We start from the raw sequence: 26,694 nt of genomic DNA, 5'->3' as shown, positions 1-26,694 counted from the left end.
TCCAATGACAACTACCTGTAGTCCCTTTTATGGTTGCCTGGTGGCTCCATTAACCGCTCTTCGGAGCGGTTTTTTTATGGTGGCTTCCAGCACCGGCGGGTGGCTGAGGCACGGTTTTATCCCTCTTCATGCCAATACAGAGCCTCCATCGACATTGGTCTATCTCTCCCGGTGTGACAAACGTTTCAGCTAGGGCTGCAACCGTGAAGCAAGGTGGCGCTGCGCTGTGGTTGACGGGGGCTTGGGTGGCTCGCTGACTGGCGGGCAGTGCCATTCATCTTTCACTCAGCTGCGACTTGCTAGTGTGGCTTTTGCCCTGTTGATAAGTGTCACATCGAAAACGGCTACTTTTAACAAGAAAAGCAACATATGGAAGTTGAAATTTTGGCCGACTCAGGAAAGAATGCGCGCTCGGTTATTGGCGTCGTGGGGCAGGTTGACCCGCCACCGGCAGACCGAGGATGAGACGGCCCCCGGCCCATTTGGTACAGGAAACCACACAGGAATTTTATGAATCCCCTTCGCACTGCCGCTTCGGCCCTTTTATGCACTTTTGCGCTGGTCAGCCAGCAGGCTGCCGCCGTCGAGTACCGTCTGCCTGCGGCCAACAGTCGCCTGATCGGTGAAAACCAGGAATACGTGGTGCCTGCGGACAACCGTCCGCTGGAGCAGATCGCTGCTGACTTCCAGCTGGGTCTGACCAACATCATGGAAGCCAACCCGGGCGTTGATCCCTATCTGCCGAAAGCGGGTAGCACCCTGATCATCCCCCACCAGCTGATCCTGCCCAACGCGCCCCGCGAAGGGATAGTCATCAACGTTGCCGAGATGCGTCTCTACTACTACCCGAAAGGGAAGAACGTGGTGGAAGTGTTGCCCATCGGCATCGGTCAGCTGGGGGTAAACACCCCGGAGAACTGGATCACCAAGGTAGAGCGCAAGCGCGCCAACCCGACCTGGACCCCGACCGAGAACATCCGTCGTCGCTATGCCGCCCAGGGCAAGACTCTGCCGGCAGTATGGCCAGCCGGTCCGGATAACCCCATGGGTCTGCACGCCCTCTACATTGGCAACCTCTATGCCATCCACGGCACCAACGCCACCTTCGGTATCGGTCTGCGGGTGAGCAGCGGTTGCGTGCGTCTGCGCGCTGACGACATCAAGTATCTGTTCGACAACGTGCCGGTCGGCACCCGCGTCCAGTTCGTCAACCAGCCGGTCAAGACCACGGTCGAGCCGGATGGCGGTCGCTACATGGAAGTACACGAGCCCCTGTCGCGCACCGAGGAGGAGTTCAACTCCACCGCCTCCGTGCCGCTCCCGATGACACCAGCTATCACCCGCTTCATCGCTCACGCCGAGTCTGACTCCAACGTGGTCAAGCAGGTGCTGGAACAGCGTACCGGTATGCCGACTCGCCTCAATCCCTGATTGAGCAAGTTGGCGGTGCCGCGCGCACTGGCTGAATAAAGAAAACGGCGACCAGATGGTCGCCGTTTTTTATGGGGGAGTCACCGCTTGCTTACTGCACGCAGACCGGGCAGAAGGCGTAGGTGCCTTGCGGATCGTTGAAGCGGGTGAGCGGGTCGAGACTGCGGTTCACTTCCACCAATGCCTTGCCAAATCCAGCCGGCAGCCAGCTTTGCAACTGGGGGGCCAGCACTTGGGCACTGCTGTCAAACAGCTGGCGCAGGAACTTGTCCTTGGTGGACTCCTCCTGCTCGATGGGGGTCACCTGCCACTCTTTGAGGTTGGCCAGTTCGGCGGCTGCCTTGATGGCGTCATCCAGATTGCCGAACTCGTCCACCAGACCCAGGGCCTTGGCATCCTCACCAGTCCAGACCCGACCTTCGGCCGCTTTTTCGGCCTCTTCCGGGCTCAGGCCGCGGCCCTTGCTGACCAGACCGATGAAGCGCTGGTAGGTATCCTCCACGCTCAGCTGGATTGCCTGACCGACGTGATCCGGCAGGGCGCGGGTCGGGCCGATGCCGACGTAATCTGTGGTGCCAACCCCATCGGTATGCACGCCGAACTGGGCCAACGCCTTGTCGATAGTGGCGAACATGCCGAACACCCCGATGGAGCCGGTGAGGGTGGTGGGGGAGGCGAAGATCTTGTCCGCATCGGCGGAGATCCAGTAGCCACCGGAGGCGGCATAGCTGCCCATGGAGACCACTACCGGTTTGCCAGCCTGTTTCAGGGCCAGCAGCTCGGCGCGGATCTGCTCGGCGGCGAAGGCGCTGCCGCCCGGGCTGTCGACCCGCAGGACCACGGCTTTGACCTTGTCATCGCGGCGGGCATCGGCCAGCAGGTCGGAGAGGCTGTCGCCGCCGATGGTGCCGGCAGGCTGGACGCCATCCATGATGGCGCCGCTGGCGACCACCAGACCCACCTCATCCTTGCCGCTCTGGGGATATTGTTCCGGAATGGCAGCCAGATACTCTTTCAGGCCGACCCCTTTCCAGCCGTGGTCGTCCGCTTCACCCACCTCTTTAATGACCGCCTGGGTCATCTCGTCGCGGGTGGCCAGCTGATCCACCAGCCCGTTGTCGAGGGCGTAGTTGGCGGCATTGCCACCGGCTTTGCGCAGCAGCTCGAGGAAGCGATCCTTGCCCGGCGCGACCGCATCGGGTTCGATCTCCCGCTGCTCGGCGACATCGGCCACATATGATTGCCACAGCTGATCCAGCCAGCGCTGGTTCGCTTCTTTGCTCTCGGGGGACATCTCGTCGCGGGTATAGGGTTCGACGAAGGATTTGTAGGTGCCGACCTTGAACACGTGCGGGGTGATATTGAGCTTCTCCAGCGCCGATTTGAAGTAGGTCTGGTAGACCCCAAGCCCCTCGATCACCACGGCGCCGCTCTGGTTGAGCAGCACGTGATCGGCGTGGGCCGCCAGCAAGTATTGGCCCTGAGTGTAGAAGTCGGCCATGGCGATCACCGGTTTGCCGCTCTCCCGGAAGGAGTCGATGGCACTCGCCACCTCCTGCAGTTTGGTGAAGTTGGCTCCCTGCAGCCCTTGCGGCTTGATCACCAGCGCCTTGATGCGCTCGTCATCCTTGGCACTCTTGATGGCCCACAGCAGGTCGGAGAGGACGATCTCGCTCGGCTGCTCGTCGCTGCTGTCCATCTGGCGCAGCAGTTGTACGGTGGGATCTGTCTGGGAGCGTTGCTCCACCAGCACGCCGTTGAGATTGAGGGTTAGCGCCCCTTCGATGGGCGCCTTGGGGGCCTCTTTCTGGCTGACGCTGAAGACGATGACCAGCACTACGATGAGAAACAGCAGATTGACCAGCATCAGCCGGGTGAAATTGAGCAGGCGCCACAGGCTGCGGAACAACCAACCCAGACCTTTGAAAATAGACATAGTCGCGTTATCGCCCTGTTAATGGGTAGAGAAGAGCCATTATTAACCAGTTGCGGGCGAAATTGCCATTTCCGACTGGCGGATCCCGTCTATCTTCGTTCAGGGCACGGCTGTTCGCTGAAAAATTGTCCAAACATTTGTTTGAAAAAGAATTTTCGATTCTTTACTCTAGCCTAAGTTTGATAACAAAAAATTAACTGGAGGCATCGTGAGCCGCTATCCGACCCTGCTGACCCCGCTCGACCTTGGTTTTACCCAGCTGCGCAACCGCGTGTTGATGGGCTCCATGCATACCGGCCTCGAAGAGGAGAAGGGCGGTTTTGACAAGCTGGCCGCCTTTTACGCCGAGCGCGCCCGTGGTGGTGTTGGCCTTATCGTCACCGGCGGCATTGCCCCCAACCTGCGCGGTCGGCTGGTGCCTCACGGCTCTCAGCTGAGCTTTCCCTGGCAGGTGAGCAAGCACAAGAAGGTGACCAGCGCCGTGCATCAGGAGGGGGGCAAGATAGCGCTGCAGATCCTCCATGCCGGTCGTTACGCCTATCATCCCTTCAGTCTGGCGCCGAGCGCCCTCAAGGCCCCCATCTCCCCGTTCAAACCGCGCGCCATGAGCGAGCGGCAGATCCGCGGCACCATTCGCGACTTCGCGGCTACAGCAGCGTTGGCCAAGGCGGCCGGTTATGACGGCGTCGAGGTGATGGGCTCGGAAGGCTATCTCATCAACCAGTTCATCTGCGAGCGCACCAACAAACGCACCGACGGCTGGGGTGGTAGCAGCGAAAACCGGATGCGCTTCCCGGTGGAGATTGTCCGCGCCATCCGCGAGCGGGTCGGCACCGACTTCATCATTATCTTCCGCCTCTCCATGCTGGATCTGGTGGAGCAGGGCTCGACCCTGGAAGAGGTGATTGCCCTTGGCAAAGCGCTGGAAGCGGTGGGGGTGACCCTCATCAACACCGGTATCGGTTGGCACGAAGCGCGTATTCCCACCATCGCCACCAGCGTGCCACGCGGTGCCTTCAGCTGGGTGACCGCCGAGCTGAAAAAACACCTCAAGGTGCCGCTTATCACCACCAACCGGATCAACACCCCGGAGGTGGCCGAGCGGATTCTGGCGGGGGGCGAGGCGGATATGGTCTCCATGGCGCGCCCCTTCCTGGCTGATCCCGAATTTGTCATCAAGGCGGCCGAGAACCGGGCGGACGAGATCAACACCTGTATCGCCTGCAATCAAGCCTGCCTCGACCATGTGTTCAAGCAGAAGCGCGCCTCCTGTCTGGTCAATCCCCGCGCCTGTTTCGAGACCGAGCTGACCTTTGGCCGCGTGCCCCAGCCCAAAAAGCTGGCGGTGGTGGGGGCGGGCCCGGCCGGGCTGGCGTTTGCCTGTTACGCCGCCGAGCGCGGTCATCAGGTGAGCCTGTTCGATCAAGCCAGCGAAATCGGCGGCCAGTTCAACTTCGCCAAGCAGATCCCCGGCAAGGAGGAGTTTCACGAGACTCTGCGCTATTTCGCCAAACGGCTGGAGAAGTGCGGCGTCGAGCTCTATCTCGGCCAGCGCCAGAGTGCCGAGAGCCTGCTCGGCGGCGGTTTTGACGAGGTGATCCTCGCTACCGGTATTCGTCCGCGCACCCCCAATATTCCGGGCATCGAACATCCCAAGGTGATGAGTTATCTCGATGTATTGCGGGATCACAAACCGGTCGGCCAGAAGGTGGCGGTGATCGGTGCCGGCGGCATCGGCTTCGATGTAGCTGAGTATCTGGTAGAGAAGAAAGTGGAGATGGATGCCGATGGGCACCGTGATCACTGGCTCAAGGAGTGGGGCATCGACAAACAGCTTGGCGAGCGCGGTGGCCTCACGGCTCCTGAAATCGACGTCCCCGAGCGCCAGATCTGGCTGCTCCAGCGCAAGGAGAGCAAGGTGGGTGACGGACTTGGCAAGACCACCGGCTGGATCCACCGTACCGTGCTCAAGAACCGCAAGGTGCAGATGCTCTCCGGGGTGCAATATCTGGGGATCGATGACGAGGGCTTGCATATTCAGGTGGGCGAGAGCAAGCAGTGTCTGCCGGTGGATCAGGTGATAGTCTGCGCCGGGCAGGAGCCCCTTAAAGAGCTGCAGGCCGGGTTGCAGGCGGCAGGCAAGCCGGTGCATATCATCGGCGGAGCCGACGTGGCTGCCGAACTGGATGCCAAGCGTGCTATCCGGCAAGGGGCCGAGCTGGCTGCGATCATCTAGCCAGCTGTGCCATCCTGCCCTTTATAGTGCGATAAACCCCTGAGCCTCAGGGGTTTTCTTCATTCGGTGCTGTGCTAAGGTAGCGCCATCATTGCCCCAGAGAAGGAATTGCCCATGGATGCTCTCACCCTGTTGCTCAATCGCCACTCCTGTGGCCGTCTCGCCGATCCCGCCCCGAGCGGTGAGGTGCTCGACAATATCCTCAAGGCGGGCCTGCGTGCGCCGGATCATGGCACCCTGACTCCCTGGCAGTTCATTCTGTTTGAAGGGGAAGGGCGCGAGCGGCTGGGCAAGCTGCTGGCCGAGGCGGCCCGTGTTCGTGGCGAAGATGAAGAGAGCATCAAGAAGTGCAGCGAAGCGCCACTGCGGGCGCCCTTGGTCGTCGCCGTGGCAACCCGTTATCAGGATCACCCCAAGGTGCCGAAACTGGAGCAGGAGCTCTCTGCCGGTTGTGCCCTGATGGCGATGCAGATGGCAGCGCAGGCACAGGGCTTCAACGGTATCTGGCGCTCCGGCTGGTTTATCTTCGATGAGCAGATCAACAAGGGATTGGGACTGGCGGCAGAGGATCAGCTGGTGGGTTTCCTCTATCTCGGTACCCCCATGCTGGAAGCGCGTAAACTGCGCGAGCTGCCGCTTGATGAGTTTGTCCGCCGTTTCTGACTTTTCGGCCACGTTGCGGTTGAGAGAAGCAAAGCCTCGAGAAATCGGGGCTTTTCTGTTTAACCGTGAATAGTAACCAGAGAAATTGGGGAAAATAAATGGCTCAAAGAGGCTTCGCGCGCCATAGCAGGTAATTATTTAAATAGTGCGATGTACCTCGCAATCCTGTTGTATTTCACTATGTAAAACGTTTGCGCATTCGCTAATATCTCCCTGCCAGTTTAGAAGGGCACTCCTTCTAATTTTTCTGCGATGAGAGTCGCAATTCCGTAGCACCTTTTAACAGCCCAACGTCTTCGTGACATTGGGCTTTATTTTTTATGGGGTGTCGGGTCTGTTGTGAGTTGATGGCGGTATCGGCATACAACCCGGTTGGCTGCCTTATGCCCTGTTTTTGGCTGGCAGGATCCGGGCCGGGTTGCCGACTACCCGAGCACCGGCCGGTACATCTTTGGTGACTACGGCGCCCGCGCCGACGATCGCCTCCCGCCCTATGGTTACGCCGGGCAGCAAGATGGCACCGCCCCCAATCCAGACCTTGTCTTCAATGGTGACCGGCAGCGCCGTCTCTGTGCCCTGAATTCGTTCGTCGGCCTCCAGTGCATGGGCTGCGGTATAGATCTGCACGTTTGGCCCAATCATCACGTTGGCTCCGATGCGGATGGGGGCATTGTCCAGCAGGGTGGCTCCCATGTTGATGTAGCTGTTTTTGCCAAGGTAGATGTGGCGGCCATAGGTGCAGTAGAGGGGCGGGCAGATAAAGGCATTCTCTGCCAGTTCGCCAATCAGCTCCGCCAGTAGTGCCCGCTGCTCTGTCTCCTCTTCCGCCTGATTGAAACGGCGATAGCGCCGTGCTGCCTCCCGGCGCAACTGGGCCAACTCGGGTGCCATGCAGTTGTACGGTTGGCTGCTAATCATCTTCTGGTATTCGCTCATGGCAGGGCCTCAATGATGTGTAAGAACGATGTTAATCCCTCATTGGCCAGAGAAGCGTGAACCGTCCCCCAGAGTGGGAAAGGTGGAGAAACAACAAGAGCACCCGTGGGTGCTCTTGTTTGATAAAGATGCTGACTTTCCGCCTTGAGAGCGGGAGCTATGTTTAGCCGTGCTTGCGGCCGGAGAGGCGGCACCACTCCTCCTTGACTGCGGTCGGGTCCATCTCGAACCACTGGCCGTAGATGGTTTCCAGCTCCGGGGCCTGGCTCTCCAGCACGCCGGAGAGGGCCATCAGGCTGCCCGCTTTGCCGTGGCCGGCGATCAGCGGTGCCAGTTCGCGCAGCGGGCCGGCCAGAATGTTGGCGACTACCACGTCCGCTTCGACGTCTTGTGGCTGGTCGGCCGGCAGATAGAGCTCAATCTGGTCGGCGACGCCGTTGCGCGCGGCGTTGTCGCGGCTGGCCTGAATGGCCTGCGGGTCGATGTCGATGCCGATGACGCGGGCGGCACCCAGTTTCAGGGCGGCGATGCCGAGAATGCCGGAGCCGCAACCAAAGTCGACCACGGTTTTACCGGTCAGATCCAGCCCGTCCAGCCACTGCAGGCAGAGGGCGGTGGTGGGGTGGGTACCGGTACCGAAGGCCAGACCCGGATCCAGCATGACGTTGACCGCATCGGGGTTCGGCACGTCGCGCCAGCTCGGGCAGATCCAGAGGCGCTCGCCAAACTGCATGGGATGGAAGTGATCCATCCACTCGCGCACCCAATCCTTGTCCTCCAGCTGCTCGACCTTGTAGCCGACATTTTCGCCGAAGATCTGCTGGAAGAAGGCGATGGTGGGGGCCGGATCGGTTTCGGCATCGAACAGACCCATCACTTCGGTCTCGCCCCAGAGCGGGGTTTCACCGGGCATGGGTTCGTAGACGGGCACATCCTTGGCATCCATAAAGGTCACCGCCTGGGCTCCACGCCCCAGCAGCATGTTGCTCACCTTGTCTGCGGTCTTGGCAGTGGCGTTGATTCGAATTTGTATCCAGGGCATGGCGTCGACTCTTCATAAATGTGAAACCGCGAGATTCTACCATCATGGGGCAGTGCTGTCGTGGTTTGCCCATGACGTGGAGGGATTCGGGGGCTTTTGTCGGATTGGCACGGTTCCTGTATTGCTCTATGCAGGCGAAGACGACCGGTTTTCGCTGAACGCTTTGCTCAAGTTCCGTCATCTTTCACTGCCACCCTCGGGTGGCATTTTTTTATCTGCACTTGTTTGCCTGGTAAACAGTCTGCCAGATAAAAAAAGAGCAAGGTCGGCACCTTGCTCAAGGACGGGCTGACGCCGTTTTGGCGCATTCATGCTGCTGTTGGCACGCCAGATGCAAAGACTAGATTGTCCTGCATAAGGATATGTGTGTGATTGTTACCCCAATGTTCAGGTATTCAGGCCATTTCTCGCGAAATGGCCTCTTTTTTGGCTGATTGTCGGACGTTGGCCTGCCACAGGCAGTCATGAGTGCCGCTGGTTGTGCCCGTTTGGGGCATCTCCTTGGTGAACTTATCCCATCATGGTGCGTTGGAGGGCTTAGTTGGCAAAGCCGCTCATGTCGATCACCAGTTTGCCCACCATGCGTCCCGCTTCCACTTCTGCGTGGGCCTGAGCCAGCGTGACCGGGGTCAGTGAGGGGATGGTTCTGGTCAGGGTGGTCTGCAATACCCCTTCATCGACCAGTGCCGCCACCCGGCCGAGCAGGCGGTGCTGCTCGATCATGTCCGGCGTCTGGAACAGGGAGCGGGTGAACATGAACTCCTGGCTGAAGGTGACGCTCTTGCTCTTGAGCAGGGAGAGATCCCACGGCTCGCTCGATTCGGCGATGGTACAGATATGGCCAAACGGGCGGATCAGCCCTGCCATGGTGGCCCAGTGCTCGGCGGTGGCGTTGGTGCAGAAGATGGCATCGACCTGAGTGATGCCAAGGGCGGTCAGCTCCTCCTGCAACTTGTGGTGGTTCACAACCTGATGGGCGCCCATTTCGAGGCACCACTCGCGGCTCTCGGGGCGGGAGGCGGTAGCAATCACCTCCATGCCGGTGAGCTGGCGGGCCAGCTGGATGGCGATGGAGCCCACGCCACCGGCGCCGCCGATGATCAGCAGTTTGCCACGGCTTTCGCGGGTAAGAGCGAAGCGCTCGAACAGGGTTTCCCAAGCGGTGATGGCGGTGAGCGGCAGGGCGGCGGCCTCCACATCGCTCAAGGTGGTGGGGGCGATCGCGGCGATGCGCTCATCCACCAGTTGCAGGGCGCTGTTGCTGCCGGGGCGGCTGATGTCGCCGGCATACCAGACCCGGTCGCCCGCCTTGAACAGGGTGACTTCGCTGCCGATGGCGATCACTTCCCCCACCGCATCCCAGCCGAGTACCCGAGGCGAGCTTTCAATTTTGGCCTTGGGGGAGCGCACCTTGGTATCCACCGGATTGACGGAGGTGGCGGTGACCCGCACCAGCAGATCCCGCGGGCCTGGGGTGGGGTCGGACAGGTTGGCGGCGATAAAGCAGTCGGGGTGGTCGCTTGGCAGGTAGTGAGTCAGGGCAATGGCTTTCATGGTTATTCCTTTCAAATCGGTGTGTTCGGGATTGCCACTCACTCTAGTCTGGTTAATTATCAAGATTAAGATGGGTAATCGGTAAAGACTGTTTGAATATATGAACAATGTCGATCTGGAGTTGATGGGACTGTTCGCCACCGTGGTGGAGCAGGGGAGCTTTACCCGGGCTGCCGAGCTGCTCGGTATGCCCAAGTCGTCGGTGAGCCAGAAGATCTCGCGGCTTGAATCCCAACTCGGGGTGCGGCTGTTGCAGCGCACCACCCGCAGGTTGAGTCTGACGCCGCAGGGGGAGCTCTATGTGGAGCATTGTCAGGGGTTGCTGGCACTGGCCCGCAGCGCCAATCTGGCGATGGCGCGGCTGCGCTCGGCCCCGGCGGGTCGGGTGCGGATCACCGCCCCCGAGGCGACCGGTACCCTGCTGCTTGGCCGGATCCTCGCCGAGTTTCGCGCCCTCTATCCCGAGGTGGTGCTGGAGCTGACCCTGAGTGACGAACAGCTCGATCTGGTGGGGGAGGGTTACGATCTGGCGTTGCGGGCGGCGCCGCTAAAAGACTCCAGCCTCATCTGTCGGCGCATCGGTGAGGTGGCGCGCCATCTGGTGGCGGCGCCTGCCTATCTGGCGGCCCACGGCATGCCGCAACAGCTGAGCGAGCTGGGCCGCTATGCCTGTCTGGTGCACTCGGCCATGCCGGTGTGGCCATTGCAGGAGGGAGGCTGGCGGCCGCAGGGGGCCTGTGTCAGCAACAGCTTGCTGGCGCTGCGGGAGATGGCGCTCCATGACGGGGGGATTGCCCTGCTGCCCCACCATGTCTGCGAAGGGGATTTGGCGGCGGGGCGATTGCAGAAGGTGTTGCCGGATCAGCCCATTCCGGCCAACCCGTTTTACCTTATCTATCCGAGTCGGGAGCATCTGGCCCCCGCTCTGCGCACCCTGATGGATTTCGTGGCCGAGCGGTTGCCGTTTGCCTGAGTTACCAGCTGCTCTGGCTGGCCGACTCCTGATTTGGTTTGAGGCCGAGGGGGACCGACTGGCGCTCCGCCAGCATGCGGATCTGCCCTTCAATCAGGCTGGCGCTGGGGCCCAGCACCAGCACCAGCTGGTGGTCGTTGAGCTGGATCCAGGAGAGGCAGCCCAGGCCCAGCAGGCGAGATTCATCCACCAGTGAAATATCGCGCACCCGCAGGCTGAGGCGGGTGATACAGACACTCATCGCCACCAGATTGTCCATCCCGCCCAGCACCTTGAGGTACTGGATCGCCAGCATCTGCGGGTCTGAGGGGGCAACGCTGGCAAGGCGCGGATGCTCCACCGCGATGGGCTTGCTCGGCATGCTGAGGGGCGCGCGCTCCAGCAGTTGATAGAACAGCAGGGTGTAGGCAACGAAGAACAGGATACCGACCGGAATGAGCCAGAAGCTGTGCTCCCCTGCCTGATAGCTCAGCACCAGATCCAGCAGGCCGGCGGAGAAGTAGCTGCCCACCTTGATCCCCAGCCCGCTACAGACAGCGAGCGATAGCCCGGTCAGCAAGGCGTGGGCGAGAAACAGCCAGGGGGCGGTAAAGGCGAACAGAAATTCGATAGGCTCTGTGATCCCTACCAGTGCCGAGGTGAGCGCCAGGGTGAGCAGCAGCCCGCCCTGTGGCAGCCGCTGCATCCGTTGGCGGTGCAGCCAGATGGCAAAACAGGCGCCCGGCAGGCCGAACATGATGATGGGGTAGAGACCGGCCACATACCCTTCATGAAGGGGTTGGGCGGTGGCCAGCGCCTGCAGGTTGCTCTCGCCAAGGCCGATGACGCTGCCCAATACCTGATGGAGCCCAAGCGGGATCAGCAAGCGGTTGAGGGTGCCGTAGCAGAAGGCGCCAAACGGCGTGGTAAGCAGCTCGGAGGTGAGCAGGGTCAGCCCGCGCTCCAGTGGCGGCCACAGCAACGAGAGGGGGATGGCGATCAGCAGGCAGGCCAAGGCCGACACCAGCAGGCTGGGAAACTCCCCCCTGGCGATCTGCAGCCAGCGGGGCAGGGTTTGCTGGTGAACCCAGGGATAGATAATGGCGGTGGTGAGTCCCGCCAGCAGGCCGCAGATCATGTCGGCGTGCAGGTTGGGGGCCAGCGTATTGAAGGCGGTGCTGAGCAGCAGGAAGTTGACCGCACCCGCCAGCGTCTGCCCGCCCAGCTCTTGCCGACTCAGGCCAAAGGCGATCGCCACCGCATAGATAAGCGGCATCTGGCTGAAGATCGCCTGACCGGTGAGGGAGAGCACCGCCAAATCGAGCACGTCGGGTTGACCAAGCCGGTATATCAGCGCCGCCATCGGCAGGATGGAGACGGGCAGCAGCAGGGCATAACCGAGCCGCTGCAGGGCTTGAGTAACGACTTGTCGAGTGGCTTTAACGGGCATACAGCGGCTACGTTCTGTGACTTGGCGCACAGTTTAACCGGAAAACACCTATTTGGGGATAGTTTTGGAACCCCTAATTTATATTTTTATTATTTCTGCCCGAAAAGCTCGCGTACTTCCCGCGAGGGCGATGCCGTCAGCAGGCTGACCGTGATAAAGACCACCAGCGCCAGCGTGAGGCTTGGCACGATGGCGTGCAGGCCAGCCAGCTTGATCCCCCACTGACTGAGTACCCCATAGCTGACGATGCCGCTGACCATGCTGGCCAGCGCGCCCGGGCCGTTGGCCCGCGACCAGTAGAGGCCGAGCACCAGCGGCCAGAGGAACACCGCCTGCAGACCGCCAAAGGCGAGCAGGTTGAGCCAGATGATCATCTCGGGGGGCTGCAACGCCGCCAGCAGCACCAGAGTGCCGAGGATCAGGGTGCAGAGCAGGGAGAGGCGGGGGATGCGCACCTCCAGCTTCTCCTGCTTTGGACTCAGATAGTTGAGATAGAGATCCTTCACCAGAGTGGCGGAAGCCTGGATCAGCTGGGAGTCGATGGTGGACATGATGGCCGCCATCGGCGCCGCCAGAAAGACCCCAGCCAGCCAGGGGGGCAGCACTTCCATCATCAGGGAGGGCATGATCTTGTCCGGGCTGTCCATGCCCGGCAGGATGGCGCGACCCAGAGCGCCGGCCAGATGCATGCCAAACATCAGCAGGGCGCTGACCACGGTGCCGATCAGAATGCCACGATGGAGCGCCTTGCTGTCGCGATAGCCAAAACAGCGCAATGCCGAGTGGGGCAGCCCCACCACCCCGACACAGACCAGGATCCAGAAGCTCAGCATAAAGGGCTGGGTCAGCATGTCGCCGGCCCCTTGCGGGCTCACCAGCTTGGGATCGATCTCCCTGAGCTGGTGGATAAGGTTTGGCAAGCCGTCACCGGCAATCAGAATTCCTGCCAGCAGGGCGCCGGTGCCGATCAGCATGATGATCCCCTGCAGGGCATCGGTCATCACCACGGCGCGGAAGCCGCCGATGATGGTGTAGAGCAGTACGCAGCTGGCAAACAGCATCAAGCCCTGCTGGTAGGAGAGGCCGGTGGCGGTCTCGAGCAGGCGGGCGCCGCCGATAAACTGCACCACCATGGTCGCGATAAAGGCGAGGATGATAGTAACGGAGCCAAGGATCACCACCGCCTTGCTCTGGTAGCGGGCCCACAGCATGTCGTTGATGGTCACCGCATTGACCCGGCGGGCGATGATGGCGAACTTCTTGCCAAGCACCCCCAGGGTCAGCCAGACGGTGGGCAGCTGGATCATCGCCAGCAACACCCAGCCCAGACCGATCTTGTAGGCCGCGCCCGGTCCGCCGATAAAGGAGGAGGCCGAGGTGTAGGTGGCCACTAGCGTCATCGCCAGCACCAGCCCGCCCATGCTGCGGTTGCCGATGAAGTACTCCTGCACGAAGTTGCCTTCTGTGCAATGGCGGCTGGCCCAGAAACCCACCCCCAGCACCAGTACCAGATAGATGACGAGCGGCAGCATCAACTCAAGATTCATGGGATGACTCCTTGCCGGAAGGGGAGTGGGTATCGAGGGGGATCTCCACAAACAGCCGGTTCACCATCAGGGCGCAGAGCAGAATGAACAGCAGCGGCATCACCATGCAACTGAGCAGGAACCACAGCGGCAGCCCCCACAACTCCAGCTGGAGCGGGATAAAATAGGCGGTGCCATACCAGGCAAAGAAGTAGAACAGGGTCAGCAGCAGGCAGAAAGCTGCTTCCCGGCGGGCGAGAGCAAAACGGTTCACCTTGGCCTCCGACAAATTTGAGGGGCGCAAGGATAACAAAAAAGGGCCATGTCGCCATGGCCCTTTTTCAGCAGAGGCTCCTTGCGGAGCAGACTTCCACCGGAAGTCCGGTCTCTATAAGCGATCCTTACAGACCCAACTTCTTGTGCAGATAGTGGATATTGGTGCCACCGTGCTGGAAGTTTTCGTCTTTCATGATCTCTTTTTGCAACGGTACGTTGGTCTTGATCCCTTCCACCACCAGCTCGTCCAGCGCATGACGCATGCGGGCGATGGCAATGTCACGATTCTCGCCGTAGCAGATCAGCTTGCCGATCATTGAATCGTAGTGGGGCGGTACCTTGTAACCGGCATAGATGTGGGAGTCCCAACGCACGCCCAGACCACCCGGCGCGTGGAAGCGCTGCACCAGACCCGGAGAGGGCATGAAGGTGGCCGGATCTTCGGCGTTGATCCGGCACTCGATGGCATGGCCACGGATGCGGATATCCTGCTGGGTGATCGACAGGGGCTGGCCGGCGGCGATGCGCAGCTGCTCCTTGATCAGATCGATACCGGTGACCATCTCGGTGACCGGATGCTCAACCTGGATACGGGTGTTCATTTCGATGAAATAGAACTCGCCGTTCTCGTACAGGAACTCGAAAGTACCCGCACCGCGGTAGCCGATCTCGATACAGGCACGCACACAGCGCTCACCGATGAACTTGCGCATTTCGGCGGTGATGCCCGGTGCCGGCGCCTCTTCCACCACTTTCTGGTGGCGACGCTGCATGGAGCAGTCACGCTCGCCCAGATAGAGGGCGTTGCCCTGGCCGTCTGCCAACACCTGAATTTCGATGTGGCGCGGGTTTTCCAGGTACTTCTCCATGTAGACCATGTCGTTCTTGAAGAACTGGCCTGCTTCGGATTTGGTCAGGGCGATGGCGCCCGCCAGTTCCGCTTCATTGCGCACCACGCGCATACCGCGACCACCACCGCCACCGGCGGCCTTGATGATCACCGGATAGCCGATGCGCTTGGCAATGGCGGCGTTGTGCTTGGCGTCGTTGTCGACGGGGCCGTCAGAGCCCGGTACACACGGTACGCCCGCTTTCTTCATCGCTTCGATGGCGGAGACCTTGTCACCCATCAGGCGAATGGTCTCGGCGCGCGGGCCGATGAAGATGAAGCCGGATTTTTCGACCACTTCGGCGAAATCGGCGTTCTCGGAGAGGAAGCCGTAACCCGGGTGGATGGCCACGGCACCGGTTACCTCGGCGGCGGCGATGATGGCCGGGACGTTGAGGTAGGATTCAGTACTGGCCGGTCTGCCGATACAGATGGATTCGTCGGCCAGCAGCACATGTTTGAGCTCCCGGTCGGCGGTGGAGTGAACGGCCACTGTCTTGATCCCGAGCTCTTTACAGGCGCGCAGGATCCGCAGGGCAATTTCACCGCGGTTGGCGATGACTACTTTGTCCAACATGGGTGGCGATTTCCCTTATTCGATGATGAACAGCGGCTCGTCAAATTCGACGGCCTGACCATTTTCAACCAGGATCGCTTTGATCACACCGGCCTTGTCAGACTCGATTTGGTTCATCATTTTCATGGCTTCGACGATGCACAGGGTGTCGCCGACATTGACTTGCTGACCCACTTCCGCGAACGGCTTGGCATCTGGGCTGGAGGAGCGGTAGAAGGAGCCAACCATCGGGGAGCGCATCAGGTGACCACTCGGGGCGGCATCTGCGGCCGGTGCAGCGGCAACCGGGGCGGCAGCGGCAGGTGCGGCAACCGGAGCGGCTTGCTGCATCATCATCTGCGGCATGGCTGTGGTCACCTGACCGGAGAAGTTGCGGCTGATGCGAACGGACTCTTCACCTTCGGAGATCTCCAGTTCGGCGATGCCGGACTCTTCAACCAGTTCAATCAGCTTCTTGATTTTGCGGATATCCATTAGCATTCTCTTTCTTCTTTATCTGATCAGTGATTATCAAGCCGCGCGCAGATGGTGCACGGCCGCGGTTAAAGCGAATTGGTAGCCATCGGCCCCCAGACCACAAATGACCCCTTTGGCGACATCAGACAGATAGGAGTGATGACGGAACGGCTCCCTGGCATGGACATTTGACAGGTGAACCTCGATAAAGGGGATGGCGACACCCAGCAGCGCATCGCGAATGGCGACGCTGGTGTGGGTGAAGGCAGCTGGATTGATGATGATAAAATCCACCTGGCCCATGGCCTGATGGATGCGGCCGACCAACTCATGTTCGGCATTGGATTGCAGATGTTCCAGAGTGACACCGAGTTCGCTGGCGTTAAGCTTCAGATCGGCGACGATCTCATCAAGCGTCTTGCTGCCGTAGATACCCGGTTCCCGTTTGCCCAGCAGATTCAGGTTTGGTCCGTTGAGCAGGAGAATTCGGTGATTTTGCGACATATTGAGTACATCCTCGATGATAATGCTGCTATCTATCAGCTATCTTGTGGACTACCAGAAATCTAGCCATTTTCTGCGCAAATCGGTGTGCCCTGGCACACAGATTTCGCAATTATATTGATTTCGTGAAAATTAGCAGCATTTTACTGGTCTAATCTCTACATCTGGCTATTTATTGCACGTTTCAACCTGAGATACTTCGTCGCTGCCACCTTGCTGTTTGCTGGCGGATAAGAAACGACAAAGCCGGCACAAGGCCGGCTTTGTTGAGCAACAAACGAAGCGGGATCAGGCTGCTTCCGACTTCTCGCGGATGAGTTTGTCTACTACCCCCGGATCCGCCAAGGTGGAGATATCCCCCAGGCTGTCGGTCTCGCCGGTGGCGATCTTGCGCAAGATGCGGCGCATGATCTTGCCGGAACGGGTCTTCGGCAGTCCCTCCGCCCAGTGAATGACATCCGGAGTGGCGATGGCGCCAATCTCCTTGCGCACCCACTCCTTCACCTCTTTGTGCAGCTCGCGGCTTGGCTCTTCCCCGGCGATCAGGGTGACATAGGCATAGATACCCTGACCCTTTATCTCGTGAGGAACCCCCACCACCGCGGCTTCAGCGATCTTGGGATGGGCCACCAGCGCCGATTCAATTTCGGCGGTACCCATGCGGTGGCCGGAGACGTTCAGTACATCATCCACCCGACCGGTGATCCAGTAGTAGCCGTCCTCGTCGCGACGGGCACCGTCGCCGGTGAAGTAGCGGCCCGGGAAGGTGGAGAAGTAGGTCTGCTCGAACCGCTCGTGATCGCCGAATACGGTGCGCATCTGACCCGGCCAGGAGTCGGTGATCACCAGATTGCCCTCGGTGGCCCCCTCCAGCGGCTCGCCCATGTTGTCCACCAGCGCCGGTTGCACCCCGAAGAAGGGACGAGTCGCCGAGCCCGGTTTCAGGTCGGTGACGCCGGGCAGCGGCGTAATCAGGATGCCGCCGGTCTCGGTTTGCCACCAGGTATCGACAATGGGGCAGCGCTCGTCACCAATGGTGCGGTAGTACCACTCCCAGGCTTCCGGGTTGATGGGTTCACCCACCGAGCCCATGATGCGCAGGCTCTGGCGTGACGTGCCGGTGACCGCTTCGTTGCCTTTGGCCATCAGGGCGCGGATGGCAGTGGGGGCGGTATAGAGAATGGTGACCTGATGCTTGTCCACCACCTGACTCATGCGGTTGGTGGCCGGGTAGTTGGGCACCCCTTCGAACATGATGGTGGTGGCACCGTTGGCGAGCGGTCCGTAGACCAGATAGGAGTGGCCGGTGACCCAGCCCACATCGGCGGTACACCAGTAGATATCCTCTTCGTGGTAGTCGAACACATATTTGAAGGTGAGGGTGGCATAAACCAGATAGCCGCCAGTGGTGTGCAGCACCCCCTTGGGTTTGCCGGTGGAGCCGGAGGTATAGAGGATAAAGAGCGGATCTTCGGCGTTCATCGCCTCGGGCGGGCAGTCGCTGCTGACGGTGGCGGTCGCTTCGTGCCACCAGATGTCGCGGTGGTTGTGCCAAGCGACATTGCCGCCGGTGCGCTTGAGCACGATCACCTTGTTGACCTGGGTATCCGGGTTGGTGAGCGCTTCATCCACATTCTTCTTGAGCGGCACCGGACGGCCACCGCGCAGACCTTCGTCGGCGGTGATCACGATGCGCGAGCCCGAGTCGATGATGCGGCCGGCCAGCGCTTCCGGCGAGAAGCCGCCGAAGACGATGCTGTGTACCGCGCCGATGCGGGTACAGGCCAGCATGGCGATGGCGGCTTCGGGCACCATGGGCATATAGAGGCAGACCACGTCGCCGCGATGAACCCCTTGTGCTTTCAAGACGTTGGCAAACTTGCACACTTCGCTGTGCAACTCGCGGTAGGTGAGTTTGCGATCTTCGGCAGGGTTGTCCCCTTCCCAGATGATGGCGACCTTGTCACCTCGTTCGGCGAGATGGCGATCGAGACAGTTGGCCGAGACGTTGAGCTGGCCATCTTCAAACCATTTGATGGAGACATGGCCCGGATCGTAGGAGGTGTTCTTGACCTTGCTATAGGGTTTCATCCAGTCGAGAATTTTTCCCTGCTCTCCCCAGAAGGTATCGGGATCCTCGACGGAGGCCTGATACATGGCGGCGTAGTCGCCCTTGTCTAGCAGTGCATTGCTGCTGATGTGGGGTTTGACCGGGTAGACCTTGCTCTCGCTCATCACTCACTCCTTTGAATACATACTTTTAATAATTAAGTAACAACTTATACCTTTGGTGGCGGGGGGCAATTAGACTTTTGGATAGGCGGCAACAGTTGGTTACAGGACAAAGAGTGACAATTAATCGGCGAGTGGGTAAAAGGGGGCGTGTCGATTAATTGGAGGTCATGATGTTTTCTCTGTTGCTCTGTGCATCCCTCTGGCAGTTTGATGCGCCAGTGCCCGCTGGCGAACCCCCGAAAGAGTTTGCGATCACCCATCAGGAGGCCTCACCTGCGCTGCGGGATCAGGTGGCCGATCAGCTTGGTCATGCATGGCAGGCCAAAGAGCCTGGTACCAGACTTACCTTCAGCGAGCCAGCCCCCCGTTATGCTGGCGAATCACCGCTGACGCGCATGCTCAATGATCGTGATGATGGTTGGGAATCCCGCTTGCAGATCGAGTGGTAATCCGGTCGGCAGCCAGGAGGCGGATGCCTCCCGGCTGGTGATGATGATTGCCTGCCGCTATCAGACGTAGCGTTGATGCAGGCGATCTCCCATATGTTCGACATGCAGTGGTTTGCTGAACAGATAACCCTGTCCTTCGCCGCAGTTGAGTGACTGCAAAAAGGCGTGTTGTGCCTTGGTTTCAATCCCTTCGGCGGTGACCTCCATATCCAGACTGTCGGCCAGATTGATGATGGTGCGGCAGAGCTCCCGACTGTTCTTGTCTTCCGGTAATGCCTGCACAAACGCCCGGTCGATCTTGATGCGATCGATCGGCAGGGTCTTGAGCAGACTCAGTGACGAGAAGCCGGTACCAAAGTCATCGATGGCAATCTGCACGCCGAGATTTTTCAGGCGGGTAAAGAGATCCAGACTCTGTTCGACCCGCTGGATGATGCTCTCCGTCACCTCGATCTCGAGCCGTTCTGGCGGAAATCCGGTCTCGGCCAGAATAGCGGCGACCCGTTCAACGTAGCCCGGGGAGCGCATCTCCCGCACCGACACATTGACCGACAAGCGAGGCACCGGCAGTCCGGCGGCCAGCCAGTTTTGCCCCTGCTCGCAGGCGTTGCGCATCACCCACTCCCCAATTTTCTCTATCAGGCCGCACTCCTCTGCCACCGGAATAAAACGGGTCGGCGCTATCATCCCCTCATTGGGATGCTGCCAGCGCAGCAGGGCTTCCAGTCCGCTCAGGTGGCCGTTGGCCAGATTGGTCATGGGTTGATAGAAAATGCAGAGCTGTTCGAGCTCCAGGGCCTTGAGCAGACCCTGCTCAATCTGCATTCGCTCGCGGGCTCGAGCCGCCATGCAGGGGGTATAGAACTGGAATCCGTTGCGCCCCTGACTTTTCGCCTCGTACATGGCGCTGTCGGCGGCGCTGACCAGGGTTTCCGGGCTGTCTGCATGATCCGGATAGATGGCGATACCGATACTTGCCGAGATTGCCACCAGCTCATGGGCCAGCTCAACCGGTTCACGCAACACGGTCAGCAGGGTATTGGCCAGGGTTGCCAGCTCGTCAGGCTCCTCCAGATAGGGGATCAGCACCAGAAACTCGTCTCCCCCGAGGCGGGTCGCCAAATCGTTGTGTTGCAGGCAGCCGCGGATCCGCTCTGCCAGCCGCTTGAGCAGCTCATCGCCAACCCCGTGGCCCAGGCTGTCGTTGATCAGCTTGAAGCCATCCAGATCGATAAAGAGCAGCCCCAACCGTTTGCGATTGAGCTGCGCGGTTTTCAGCTCAAGGGCCAGCCGCTCCTGCAACAGATGACGATTGCCCAGCTCGGTCAGGGGATCGTGATAGGCAAGGTGGTTCAGCTCGGCCTCCACCTTGCGAATGGCGCTGATGTCGGAAAGGGCGATCACATAGTGAGTGGTGTTGTTGAAGTTGTCATAGACAGCACTGATCTGCTGCCAGGAGGAGAAGTAGCTGCCATCCTTGCGCAGACAAACCATCTCGCCATGCCAGGCGTTGTTGCCGGGGCGCAGGTGATACCAAGGATAGTCGAGGTCAGTGTAGCGCCTGGGATGCATGATGATATCCGGGGTGCGGCCTATTACCTCCTCGGCATTGTATTGGGTCAGCATGGTGAAGGCCGGGTTGACCGACAGAATATGGTGCTCGCTGTCGAGGATGATGATCCCCTCGGCCGTGGTATCGAATACCACGTTGGCCTGATGGAGTCGCTCCTCCTGACGGCGGCGGGCGGTGGCATTGTGAATGACCCCCATGACCCGGTGGCCGACCGACTCGGTGGCGGGGACATGGTCGGCATGAATATCGACCCAGTGGCGCTCGTTGAGTGCGGTAAGGTAGCTCAGGGTGAGATGGATGGGGTCATGACTTTGCAGGGCAGCCTTGAGCTGGCTGCCGGATTCCGGTTCAAAACAGTCGACGAACGCTTGCAGCCCGCCGTGGAACTGGTTGGCTTCGATGCCCAGCAGCGGCTCAATCTGGCCGTCGAACAGTAATCTGTCCTCCGCCACGTGCCACTCCCACACCCCGATTTGGGCCGCTCGCATTGCCAGTTGCAGCCGTTGTTCGGTTTCGTACTGCTCGGTGATGTCCCGTACGATGGCGAGGATGCCGTTCAGCTCTCCCTTCTCATCACGCATCGGGCTGTAGGTGGCCTGAAAGCGGCGTGAGCTGCTGTCATACGCCGCGGTTTGGCCCGTGATGGCGATATCCACGTAGGGCATGCCGCTGCGCATGATCTGCTGAAACATGGGCTCCAGGGTCGGGGCCAGCTTGGGAACCACCTCTCTGAGGTGCTTGCCCTGATGCTCCTCGATGCTTTTGCCATTGATGTCGGCCAGCACCTGATTGACTTTACGGTAGCGAAATTCGCAGTCAAAGACGCCGATGCCCAGAGGGGCATTATCCATCAGCTGTTCCAGGACGGTGTGATCTGACAGCTGAGTCAACATTGCCTCGGTGTCGGCGTTGAAAAGCTTCCCATCCATGATGACCTCGGCATTGATTGTTTTATCACTTGCATCAGTTGTCAGTATGGCACGAACTGTTTGGCCGGGAGTCAAGCGGAGTTATCTGGTTGTTTTGACGGCAAGAATAGGCAGAAAAACCTGATAAAAAGGATGGAAAAGGGGCGAGTGGTTATCCCTTCTGGCGACCAAACGCCTGAATGCCGCGCACCAGTACCAGCCAGCCGATCAGATGGAAGGGGAGGGCAAGCAGATAGAGCAGCAGGAAGTGCGACTCGCTGCCGCTGCTGTTGATGAAGTCGATCCAGGCGGCCAGCAGCGCCAGCATGCCGGCAATCTGGAAGCGGCGGCGCAACACCACCTCGACGCCGAGATTGGCAAGGTAGAGGGTGAGCAGGATGCCGGCAAATCCGGTGAGCTGGGCGGTGCCGTAGAGCTCGCGATCTGGGTTGAACAGCAGCGCAATCAGGGGAGTAATGCCCTGATCCAGCGGGATCAGGGCCAGCAGCCAGCATGCAATCAGAAGCAGGGCTGTCTTCATCGCGGCCTCAGTCGGCAGACGGTGCCGGTTTGACCAGAGAGAGGTAGTTGGCATCCATCTTGAGGAATACCCCCAGCAGACGGGCAGTGGCGCCGTAGAAGCCAAACCGGTCGGCGGCGCGACAGGCGCTTTCGAACTTGTCAAACCAGCCCAGCAGATGACCGTGCAGCAGCGCTTCCTGCTCGTCGAGCCAGCGTTCCCGCTCGGCCGCGCTCTTGGCTTCCGCCGCGCGGATGATGAGATTGCCTATCAGATCCAGCTCGATGGCCAGATGGTCGGCAGGCTCTTTGTATTTATCGCTGACATTGATACCGAGGCGATCGAGGCGGGCCTGCATCTCGGCCATCGGGGCCTGCATCAGCAGCTTGGCCTCGCCGCGGTAGAGCGATTCGTAGGGCAGGGCGCCCTGTTTGGGATCCACCAGAAACAGACCGGCGAAGTCGGCGGCGAGTTCCAGCTGGCGATCCGGACGCACCAGCAGGCGGGCGATGGCCTCGTTGAGTTCGGCCACGGCTTCGCGCATCGGATCCAGGGTGGAGAGGCTTTTCAGGAAGCTTCGCACATCATAGGTGTCATATTCGGCGATCTGCTCATCACTGAGTTCGGCGGCGAACAGGGTGGAGAACCACCAGTAGAGTTCGGCCCGGCGTTCGCTGGTAGCCATAAATTCCTGCATTTTTCCTCCGTGGATGGCAATCGGGAGCCTTGATGGCTCCCGATTCTAACGACTTTAAAAATAAAGGAAACTCAAGGGGGCGCTTTCGTCCCCCCGGGGTCAGAGTGCCGGGAACATGGGGTCGATGCCCTTGGCCGATTCCGGCGCGCCGAAGGCAGTGACGGCGGGTGCCTGTTCGCGGAACTTCTCGATCTCCACCAGCGCGGTATGGGCCGTGGTGGCCTGCGCCAGGCTGGAGGAGCCGATGTCGGCGGTCAGCACGTTGGGATCGCCGTAGGTACAGAGAGTCCCCACCTTGCCGCCCTCTTGCGGGCCATACCAGGCTCCTTCCTGAATGCGCACCACGCCGGGGGCGTAGTCATCGCTCACCACCAGACCAGCCAATACCTGACCGCGGCCGTTGAACACCCGCACCAGATCGCCGTCTTTGAGGCCGCGGGATTTGGCATCCTGCGGATTCATGTAGACAGGCTCGCGACCCTGTACCGTGTAGGTGGCGCGGTAGTTGTCGGAGGAGCAGAGCTGGCTGTGCAGCCGCTTGTCCGGGTGGCAGGATTGCAGGTGCAGCGGGTACTGTTTGCTGCCCGGCCCGCCGTGAGAGCGCTCGTAGGGTTCGATCCAGACCGGGTGGCCCGGGCAATCTCCATAGCCGTAGTCGGCGATGGTCTTGGAGTAGATCTCGATAAGGCCGGACGGGGTGCCCAGTGGCTCCAGATCCGGCTCCTGACGGAACGACTCGTGGCGCACCCAGGGCTGGCCCGCCGGGAAGGTGACGAAGCCTTCGCCGTGCCAGAACTGGCTGAAACGGGGCAGGCGAATGCCGATGCCGCGCCCCTGCAGGCGGGCGTCGTCGTAGATGCTCTGGATCCACTCCAGCTTGCTCTTGCCGCCGGTGAACTCGGCCTCGCGACCGAAGCGACGGCAGAGATCGGCGAAGATGTCATAGTCATCGCGCGCCTCGAACAGCGGCTCCACAACCTTGTACATGGCCAGAATGCCCGCGTTGGAGTGGGAGCCCCACTGCTCGATGTCATCCCGCTCATAGGTGGTGGTGGCGGGCAGCACGATATCGGCGAAGCGGCAGCTGGCGGTCCACTGGTGATCGATGCTGACCACGGTTTCCAGCTTGCGCCAGGCCGCTACCATCTTGTTGCGATCCTGCTGGTGGTGGAACGGGTTGTTGCCGCAGAACACCGCCATCTTCATGTGGGGGTAGGTGATGGTCTGGCCGTTGAAGGCGATCTGCTTGCCCGGATTGAGGATGCAGTCGACGAAACGGGCCACCGGAATGTACTTGGAGTAGCCCTTCCAGTCGCCGTCATGGAGCGGCTTGACCCCGGGAATGACCGAGCTGAAACCGGACATGATTGGGCCGCTGGAGGTGATGGTGCCCGCTCCGTTGTAGTGCCAGCCAAAGCCGTAACCGCCCCCCGGCAGGCCGATCTGGCCAAGCATGGAGGCCAGAACCACCAGCATCCAGGCGTACTGCTCGCCGTGGTGCATGCGCTGCACACACCAGCCGCCGATAAGCTGGGTGCGGCCGCTGCTCATGGCGCGGGCCAGCTCGCGGATGGTCTCGGCAGGGACGCCACAGATGGCGGCGGCCCACTCGGCATCCTTCACCTGACCATCGCTGGTGCCCAGCAGGTAGGGCAGGAACTTGTCAAAACCGGTGGTGTAGTTCTTCAGGAACGCCTCGTCGTGGCGCTTCTCGCTGTAGAGGGTGTGGGCGATGCCCAGCATCAGCGGTACGTCGGTCTGCGGATTCAGGGTCACCTGATCGCAATTGAGGTACTTCTGGGTCTTGGATTTGACCGGATCGACACTGATCACCCGGATCTCGCCTTTGGCCACCTTCTCTTTCAGCTGCGCCCAGTAGTCGTAGACGCTGTGATCCGGCACCAGCCAGCCCACCTGCAGGTTCTTGATGGGATCGGAGCCCCAGATAACGATGGTTTTGCTGTGCTCCAGCACCAGCGGCCAGGAGGTCTGCTGTTCATACACCTCCATGGCGCCCGCCACGTGGGGCAGGATCACCTGGGCGGCACCGGTGGAGTAGTCACCGGCCTTGGCCAGATAGGTGCCGTGCAGGTTCATGGCGCGTCCCAGCATGGCACCAGCAGAGTGCAGCTTGCCCACTGACTGCCAGCCGGAGTGGCCGGCATAGAGGGCGCTCGGGCCATAGGTTTTCTGCACCCGCTCCAGCTCGTGATAGAAGAAGTCCAGCGCCTGGGACCAGGTGACCCGCACGAAGCGGTTCTGGCCGCGTTCGCTGGTGTCGGACTGGTGCCCCTTGCGCAGCCAGTCCAGCCGCACCATGGGGTAGCGGATGCGGGAGGGGTTGTAGACCACCTCACTCAATGCCTTGAGCATGTCGGTGGGGTGCTTGTCGTGCTCGAACGGCAGGGTCTCGACCCAGCGGCCATCGACCACCCGGGCACGGAAGGCGCCCCAGTGGGAGCCGGACTGCACCAGCTTGTCGCCAGACTCGGCGGCCATCACGGCGCGACCGAGCAGGGAGGGGCCGATCAGGGCAGAGGCACCGCTGGCCAGCAAGCCACCCAGAAAACCACGACGGGAAATATTGATCATCTTGTTATTCCTCTTTCGAATCCGGACTTAGTGGCTGCCCTGACCACCGGTATCGGCGGCATGGTTTTGCAGGTATTTGAGCAGGGTGCGCTCCTCTTCCTTGCTCAGACGGTAATAGGCAGACATCGCCTTGAGCCCCGAGATCCAGCCGTTGGCGGTGAAGTGAGCGGGATCCGGCGCGCCGTGGCAGGAGTTGCAGGTGGATTTGTACATCTCGCCGGCGTAATCCCAGATCGGCTTGAGTGAGGACTCAAAGCCCTTGCCATCGACCCAAGCCTGCACCTGAACCTGTTCCCACTTGATATGGGTGGCGCTGTCGGTCTCCTGCTTGAGCACTTTCTCGCTCGCTTTCAGTTCATCACGGATGGTAGCGACGAAGACCCGCTTGCCCATGTATTCGCTCAGCACCCGGCCCTTGCCATCGCTTTCGCGCCACCCTTCGATGATCACCTTGAGGCGATCGCCGCTGCGGTCTACGACGTCGATGCGGGAGGCGGGCAGCAGTTTGCCGACCGGGTCGCTGCTCTGTTCGCTGGCGTAGAGATCTTTTTCACCCAGGTTGTAGAGGGTCTCGGCGGCTGGCGCCTCTTGCGCGTCGTTGACCAGAGTGGCGTAAGTGGCCCGGAAGCCGCCCGCCATGTTGGGCAGTTCGTGGGCGATGCCCTTGTGGCACGCGATGCAGTTCATGTTCTTCGCCGCCGCATCTTTCATCGCCAGCGCTGCCGCCGGGGACTGCTTGGCGTGATCCATGTTGTCGTAGCTGTGGCAGGACTTGCAGGTCTTGGAGTTCTGGCTGCTCATCCGTGCCCACACCTTCTCGGCCAGATGCAGGCGCCGGTCCTCGAACTTCTCCTGGGTGTCGATGCTGTGGCCTATGTACTCCTGATAGAGGTCGTTGGCTGCCTCCATCTTGCGGGCCACCTTGCCGACGAAATCCTTCGGCTGATGACAGTCGGTACAGACCGCCTGTACTCCTGAGGCATTCTTGAAGTGGATGGACTCCTTGTACTCCGGATAGACGGTGTCTTTCATGGAGTGGCAGGAGATACAGAATTCGAGGCTGCTGGTTTTCTCAAAGCCATAGTGCAGGCCGACGGTGCCCGCGAGGGTGACGCCGACGCCCACCAGAAGCAGCGCCAGTACCGACCAGCGACGGCTGGGGGTGCGCAGGAAGTGCCACAGTTTTTTCATCATGCTCTCTCACATCACTTTTTTGATGGGAGCCATGATAGGGAGGCGTTGTGAACAGGGCTGCCGCCACAAATTAATGAAATAGGGGTATTTATGACAAA

Annotated in this window: 21 protein-coding genes; 5 read left to right on the top strand and 16 right to left on the bottom strand. The window is 60.4% G+C overall.

All coding sequences use genetic code 11. The features are described 5' to 3' along the window. Nucleotides 1-510: 510 nt before the first annotated feature. Entirely contained in the window at nt 511-1,431 is a 921-nt protein-coding gene (locus ACB040_RS03105; RefSeq protein WP_005338927.1) for a L,D-transpeptidase family protein, read from the top strand. A 91-nt stretch (nt 1,432-1,522) separates the two neighbouring features. Here the strand turns inward: ACB040_RS03105 and sppA are convergent, their stop codons facing one another. After that, entirely contained in the window at nt 1,523-3,367 is a 1,845-nt protein-coding gene (gene sppA / locus ACB040_RS03100) for a signal peptide peptidase SppA (RefSeq protein WP_338772395.1), read from the bottom strand. Between the two features lie 208 nt (nt 3,368-3,575). Here sppA and ACB040_RS03095 point away from each other — a divergent pair, with 208 nt between their 5' ends. Further along, the gene (locus ACB040_RS03095) at nt 3,576-5,603 is read left to right on the top strand and encodes an NADPH-dependent 2,4-dienoyl-CoA reductase (RefSeq protein WP_338772394.1); all 2,028 of its coding nucleotides are present in this window, start codon (nt 3,576-3,578) and stop codon (nt 5,601-5,603) included. Nucleotides 5,604-5,717: 114 nt separating this feature from the next. Then, a complete protein-coding gene (locus ACB040_RS03090) occupies nt 5,718-6,266 on the top strand; it encodes an NAD(P)H nitroreductase (protein WP_245132855.1) in 549 nt (182 codons plus the stop codon). Between the two features lie 381 nt (nt 6,267-6,647). Here ACB040_RS03090 and ACB040_RS03085 read toward each other — a convergent pair whose 3' ends face one another. The 3 genes from ACB040_RS03085 to ACB040_RS03075 all read right to left on the bottom strand — a co-directional run bounded on the left by ACB040_RS03085 (nt 6,648) and on the right by ACB040_RS03075 (nt 9,798). After that, entirely contained in the window at nt 6,648-7,202 is a 555-nt protein-coding gene (locus tag ACB040_RS03085) for a sugar O-acetyltransferase (protein ID WP_338772392.1), read from the bottom strand. Between the two features lie 163 nt (nt 7,203-7,365). Next, complete coding sequence (gene prmA / locus ACB040_RS03080) at nt 7,366-8,244, bottom strand: 50S ribosomal protein L11 methyltransferase (protein ID WP_005338919.1); 879 nt, start codon at nt 8,242-8,244, stop codon at nt 7,366-7,368. 537 nt (nt 8,245-8,781) lie between these two features. Continuing rightward, nucleotides 8,782-9,798 carry a zinc-binding alcohol dehydrogenase family protein gene (locus ACB040_RS03075; RefSeq protein ID WP_338772391.1) on the bottom strand — a complete coding sequence of 339 codons (1,017 nt, stop codon included), beginning with the start codon at nt 9,796-9,798 and terminating at the stop codon, nt 8,782-8,784. 100 nt (nt 9,799-9,898) lie between these two features. Between ACB040_RS03075 and ACB040_RS03070 the strand changes: the two genes are divergently transcribed. Continuing rightward, nucleotides 9,899-10,771 carry a LysR family transcriptional regulator gene (locus ACB040_RS03070; protein ID WP_005338917.1) on the top strand — a complete coding sequence of 291 codons (873 nt, stop codon included), beginning with the start codon at nt 9,899-9,901 and terminating at the stop codon, nt 10,769-10,771. A 1-nt stretch (nt 10,772) separates the two neighbouring features. Here the strand turns inward: ACB040_RS03070 and ACB040_RS03065 are convergent, their stop codons facing one another. The 7 genes from ACB040_RS03065 to acs all read right to left on the bottom strand — a co-directional run bounded on the left by ACB040_RS03065 (nt 10,773) and on the right by acs (nt 18,663). Continuing rightward, nucleotides 10,773-12,200, bottom strand: coding sequence for a PTS transporter subunit EIIC (locus tag ACB040_RS03065; RefSeq protein WP_042080616.1), 1,428 nt, complete (start codon nt 12,198-12,200; stop codon nt 10,773-10,775). Between the two features lie 89 nt (nt 12,201-12,289). Then, nucleotides 12,290-13,747 (bottom strand): sodium/pantothenate symporter, encoded by a 1,458-nt coding sequence (gene panF / locus ACB040_RS03060; RefSeq protein ID WP_371153180.1) that lies wholly within the window; start codon nt 13,745-13,747, stop codon nt 12,290-12,292. Next, nucleotides 13,737-14,000, bottom strand: coding sequence for a YhdT family protein (locus ACB040_RS03055; RefSeq protein WP_005349483.1), 264 nt, complete (start codon nt 13,998-14,000; stop codon nt 13,737-13,739). Before ACB040_RS03055 ends, panF begins: the two co-directional genes overlap by 11 nt. 127 nt (nt 14,001-14,127) lie before the next feature. Next, nucleotides 14,128-15,468 (bottom strand): acetyl-CoA carboxylase biotin carboxylase subunit, encoded by a 1,341-nt coding sequence (accC, locus tag ACB040_RS03050; protein ID WP_005338910.1) that lies wholly within the window; start codon nt 15,466-15,468, stop codon nt 14,128-14,130. A 15-nt stretch (nt 15,469-15,483) separates the two neighbouring features. Beyond that, entirely contained in the window at nt 15,484-15,942 is a 459-nt protein-coding gene (accB, locus tag ACB040_RS03045) for an acetyl-CoA carboxylase biotin carboxyl carrier protein (protein ID WP_005338908.1), read from the bottom strand. 36 nt (nt 15,943-15,978) lie between these two features. Beyond that, nucleotides 15,979-16,428, bottom strand: a complete 450-nt coding sequence (gene aroQ, locus ACB040_RS03040) for a type II 3-dehydroquinate dehydratase (protein WP_005338907.1) — start codon at nt 16,426-16,428, stop codon at nt 15,979-15,981. 288 nt (nt 16,429-16,716) lie between these two features. Further along, nucleotides 16,717-18,663, bottom strand: coding sequence for an acetate--CoA ligase (gene acs, locus ACB040_RS03035; RefSeq protein WP_139443127.1), 1,947 nt, complete (start codon nt 18,661-18,663; stop codon nt 16,717-16,719). Between the two features lie 167 nt (nt 18,664-18,830). On the opposite strand from acs, the gene ACB040_RS03030 reads away from it, so the two are divergent. After that, on the top strand, nt 18,831-19,112 hold the full coding sequence (locus ACB040_RS03030) for a hypothetical protein (protein WP_244775189.1): 282 nt from the start codon (nt 18,831-18,833) through the stop codon (nt 19,110-19,112). A 60-nt stretch (nt 19,113-19,172) separates the two neighbouring features. On the opposite strand, the gene ACB040_RS03025 is transcribed toward ACB040_RS03030, so the two are convergent. The 5 genes from ACB040_RS03025 to torC all read right to left on the bottom strand — a co-directional run bounded on the left by ACB040_RS03025 (nt 19,173) and on the right by torC (nt 26,596). Continuing rightward, nucleotides 19,173-21,614, bottom strand: coding sequence for an EAL domain-containing protein (locus ACB040_RS03025; RefSeq protein ID WP_075115406.1), 2,442 nt, complete (start codon nt 21,612-21,614; stop codon nt 19,173-19,175). Between the two features lie 151 nt (nt 21,615-21,765). Continuing rightward, nucleotides 21,766-22,134: a hypothetical protein gene (locus ACB040_RS03020; RefSeq protein WP_005358420.1), complete on the bottom strand. Its 369-nt coding sequence runs from the start codon at nt 22,132-22,134 to the stop codon at nt 21,766-21,768. 7 nt (nt 22,135-22,141) lie between these two features. Then, nucleotides 22,142-22,810 carry a molecular chaperone TorD gene (torD, locus tag ACB040_RS03015; RefSeq protein ID WP_371153175.1) on the bottom strand — a complete coding sequence of 223 codons (669 nt, stop codon included), beginning with the start codon at nt 22,808-22,810 and terminating at the stop codon, nt 22,142-22,144. Nucleotides 22,811-22,909: 99 nt separating this feature from the next. Further along, the gene (gene torA / locus ACB040_RS03010) at nt 22,910-25,402 is read right to left on the bottom strand and encodes a trimethylamine-N-oxide reductase TorA (protein WP_371153173.1); all 2,493 of its coding nucleotides are present in this window, start codon (nt 25,400-25,402) and stop codon (nt 22,910-22,912) included. A 27-nt stretch (nt 25,403-25,429) separates the two neighbouring features. After that, on the bottom strand, nt 25,430-26,596 hold the full coding sequence (gene torC / locus ACB040_RS03005) for a pentaheme c-type cytochrome TorC (protein ID WP_371153171.1): 1,167 nt from the start codon (nt 26,594-26,596) through the stop codon (nt 25,430-25,432). Nucleotides 26,597-26,694: the final 98 nt, after the last annotated feature.

It is taken from the genome of Aeromonas sp. S11(2024), assembly GCF_041402345.1.
GTDB classification, from domain to species: Bacteria; Pseudomonadota; Gammaproteobacteria; order Enterobacterales; family Aeromonadaceae; genus Aeromonas; species Aeromonas veronii.
The sequence above is the reverse complement of the archived record's forward strand: the minus strand, read 5'-3'. Positions and strand labels throughout refer to the sequence as shown.

Bases quoted from the DNA above. Each gene is read 5' to 3' on its own strand.
- ACB040_RS03105 (WP_005338927.1), top strand. From the start codon at position 511: ATGAATCCCCTTCGCACTGCCGCTTCGGCCCTTTTATGCACTTTTGCG.
- sppA (WP_338772395.1), bottom strand. From the start codon at position 3,367: ATGTCTATTTTCAAAGGTCTGGGTTGGTTGTTCCGCAGCCTGTGGCGC.
- ACB040_RS03090 (WP_245132855.1), top strand. From the start codon at position 5,718: ATGGATGCTCTCACCCTGTTGCTCAATCGCCACTCCTGTGGCCGTCTC.
- ACB040_RS03085 (WP_338772392.1), bottom strand. From the start codon at position 7,202: ATGAGCGAATACCAGAAGATGATTAGCAGCCAACCGTACAACTGCATG.
- prmA (WP_005338919.1), bottom strand. From the start codon at position 8,244: ATGCCCTGGATACAAATTCGAATCAACGCCACTGCCAAGACCGCAGAC.
- ACB040_RS03075 (WP_338772391.1), bottom strand. From the start codon at position 9,798: ATGAAAGCCATTGCCCTGACTCACTACCTGCCAAGCGACCACCCCGAC.
- ACB040_RS03070 (WP_005338917.1), top strand. From the start codon at position 9,899: ATGAACAATGTCGATCTGGAGTTGATGGGACTGTTCGCCACCGTGGTG.
- ACB040_RS03065 (WP_042080616.1), bottom strand. From the start codon at position 12,200: ATGCCCGTTAAAGCCACTCGACAAGTCGTTACTCAAGCCCTGCAGCGG.
- panF (WP_371153180.1), bottom strand. From the start codon at position 13,747: ATGAATCTTGAGTTGATGCTGCCGCTCGTCATCTATCTGGTACTGGTG.
- accC (WP_005338910.1), bottom strand. From the start codon at position 15,468: ATGTTGGACAAAGTAGTCATCGCCAACCGCGGTGAAATTGCCCTGCGG.
- accB (WP_005338908.1), bottom strand. From the start codon at position 15,942: ATGGATATCCGCAAAATCAAGAAGCTGATTGAACTGGTTGAAGAGTCC.
- aroQ (WP_005338907.1), bottom strand. From the start codon at position 16,428: ATGTCGCAAAATCACCGAATTCTCCTGCTCAACGGACCAAACCTGAAT.
- acs (WP_139443127.1), bottom strand. From the start codon at position 18,663: ATGAGCGAGAGCAAGGTCTACCCGGTCAAACCCCACATCAGCAGCAAT.
- ACB040_RS03030 (WP_244775189.1), top strand. From the start codon at position 18,831: ATGATGTTTTCTCTGTTGCTCTGTGCATCCCTCTGGCAGTTTGATGCG.
- ACB040_RS03025 (WP_075115406.1), bottom strand. From the start codon at position 21,614: ATGGATGGGAAGCTTTTCAACGCCGACACCGAGGCAATGTTGACTCAG.
- ACB040_RS03020 (WP_005358420.1), bottom strand. From the start codon at position 22,134: ATGAAGACAGCCCTGCTTCTGATTGCATGCTGGCTGCTGGCCCTGATC.
- torD (WP_371153175.1), bottom strand. From the start codon at position 22,810: ATGCAGGAATTTATGGCTACCAGCGAACGCCGGGCCGAACTCTACTGG.
- torA (WP_371153173.1), bottom strand. From the start codon at position 25,402: ATGATCAATATTTCCCGTCGTGGTTTTCTGGGTGGCTTGCTGGCCAGC.
- torC (WP_371153171.1), bottom strand. From the start codon at position 26,596: ATGATGAAAAAACTGTGGCACTTCCTGCGCACCCCCAGCCGTCGCTGG.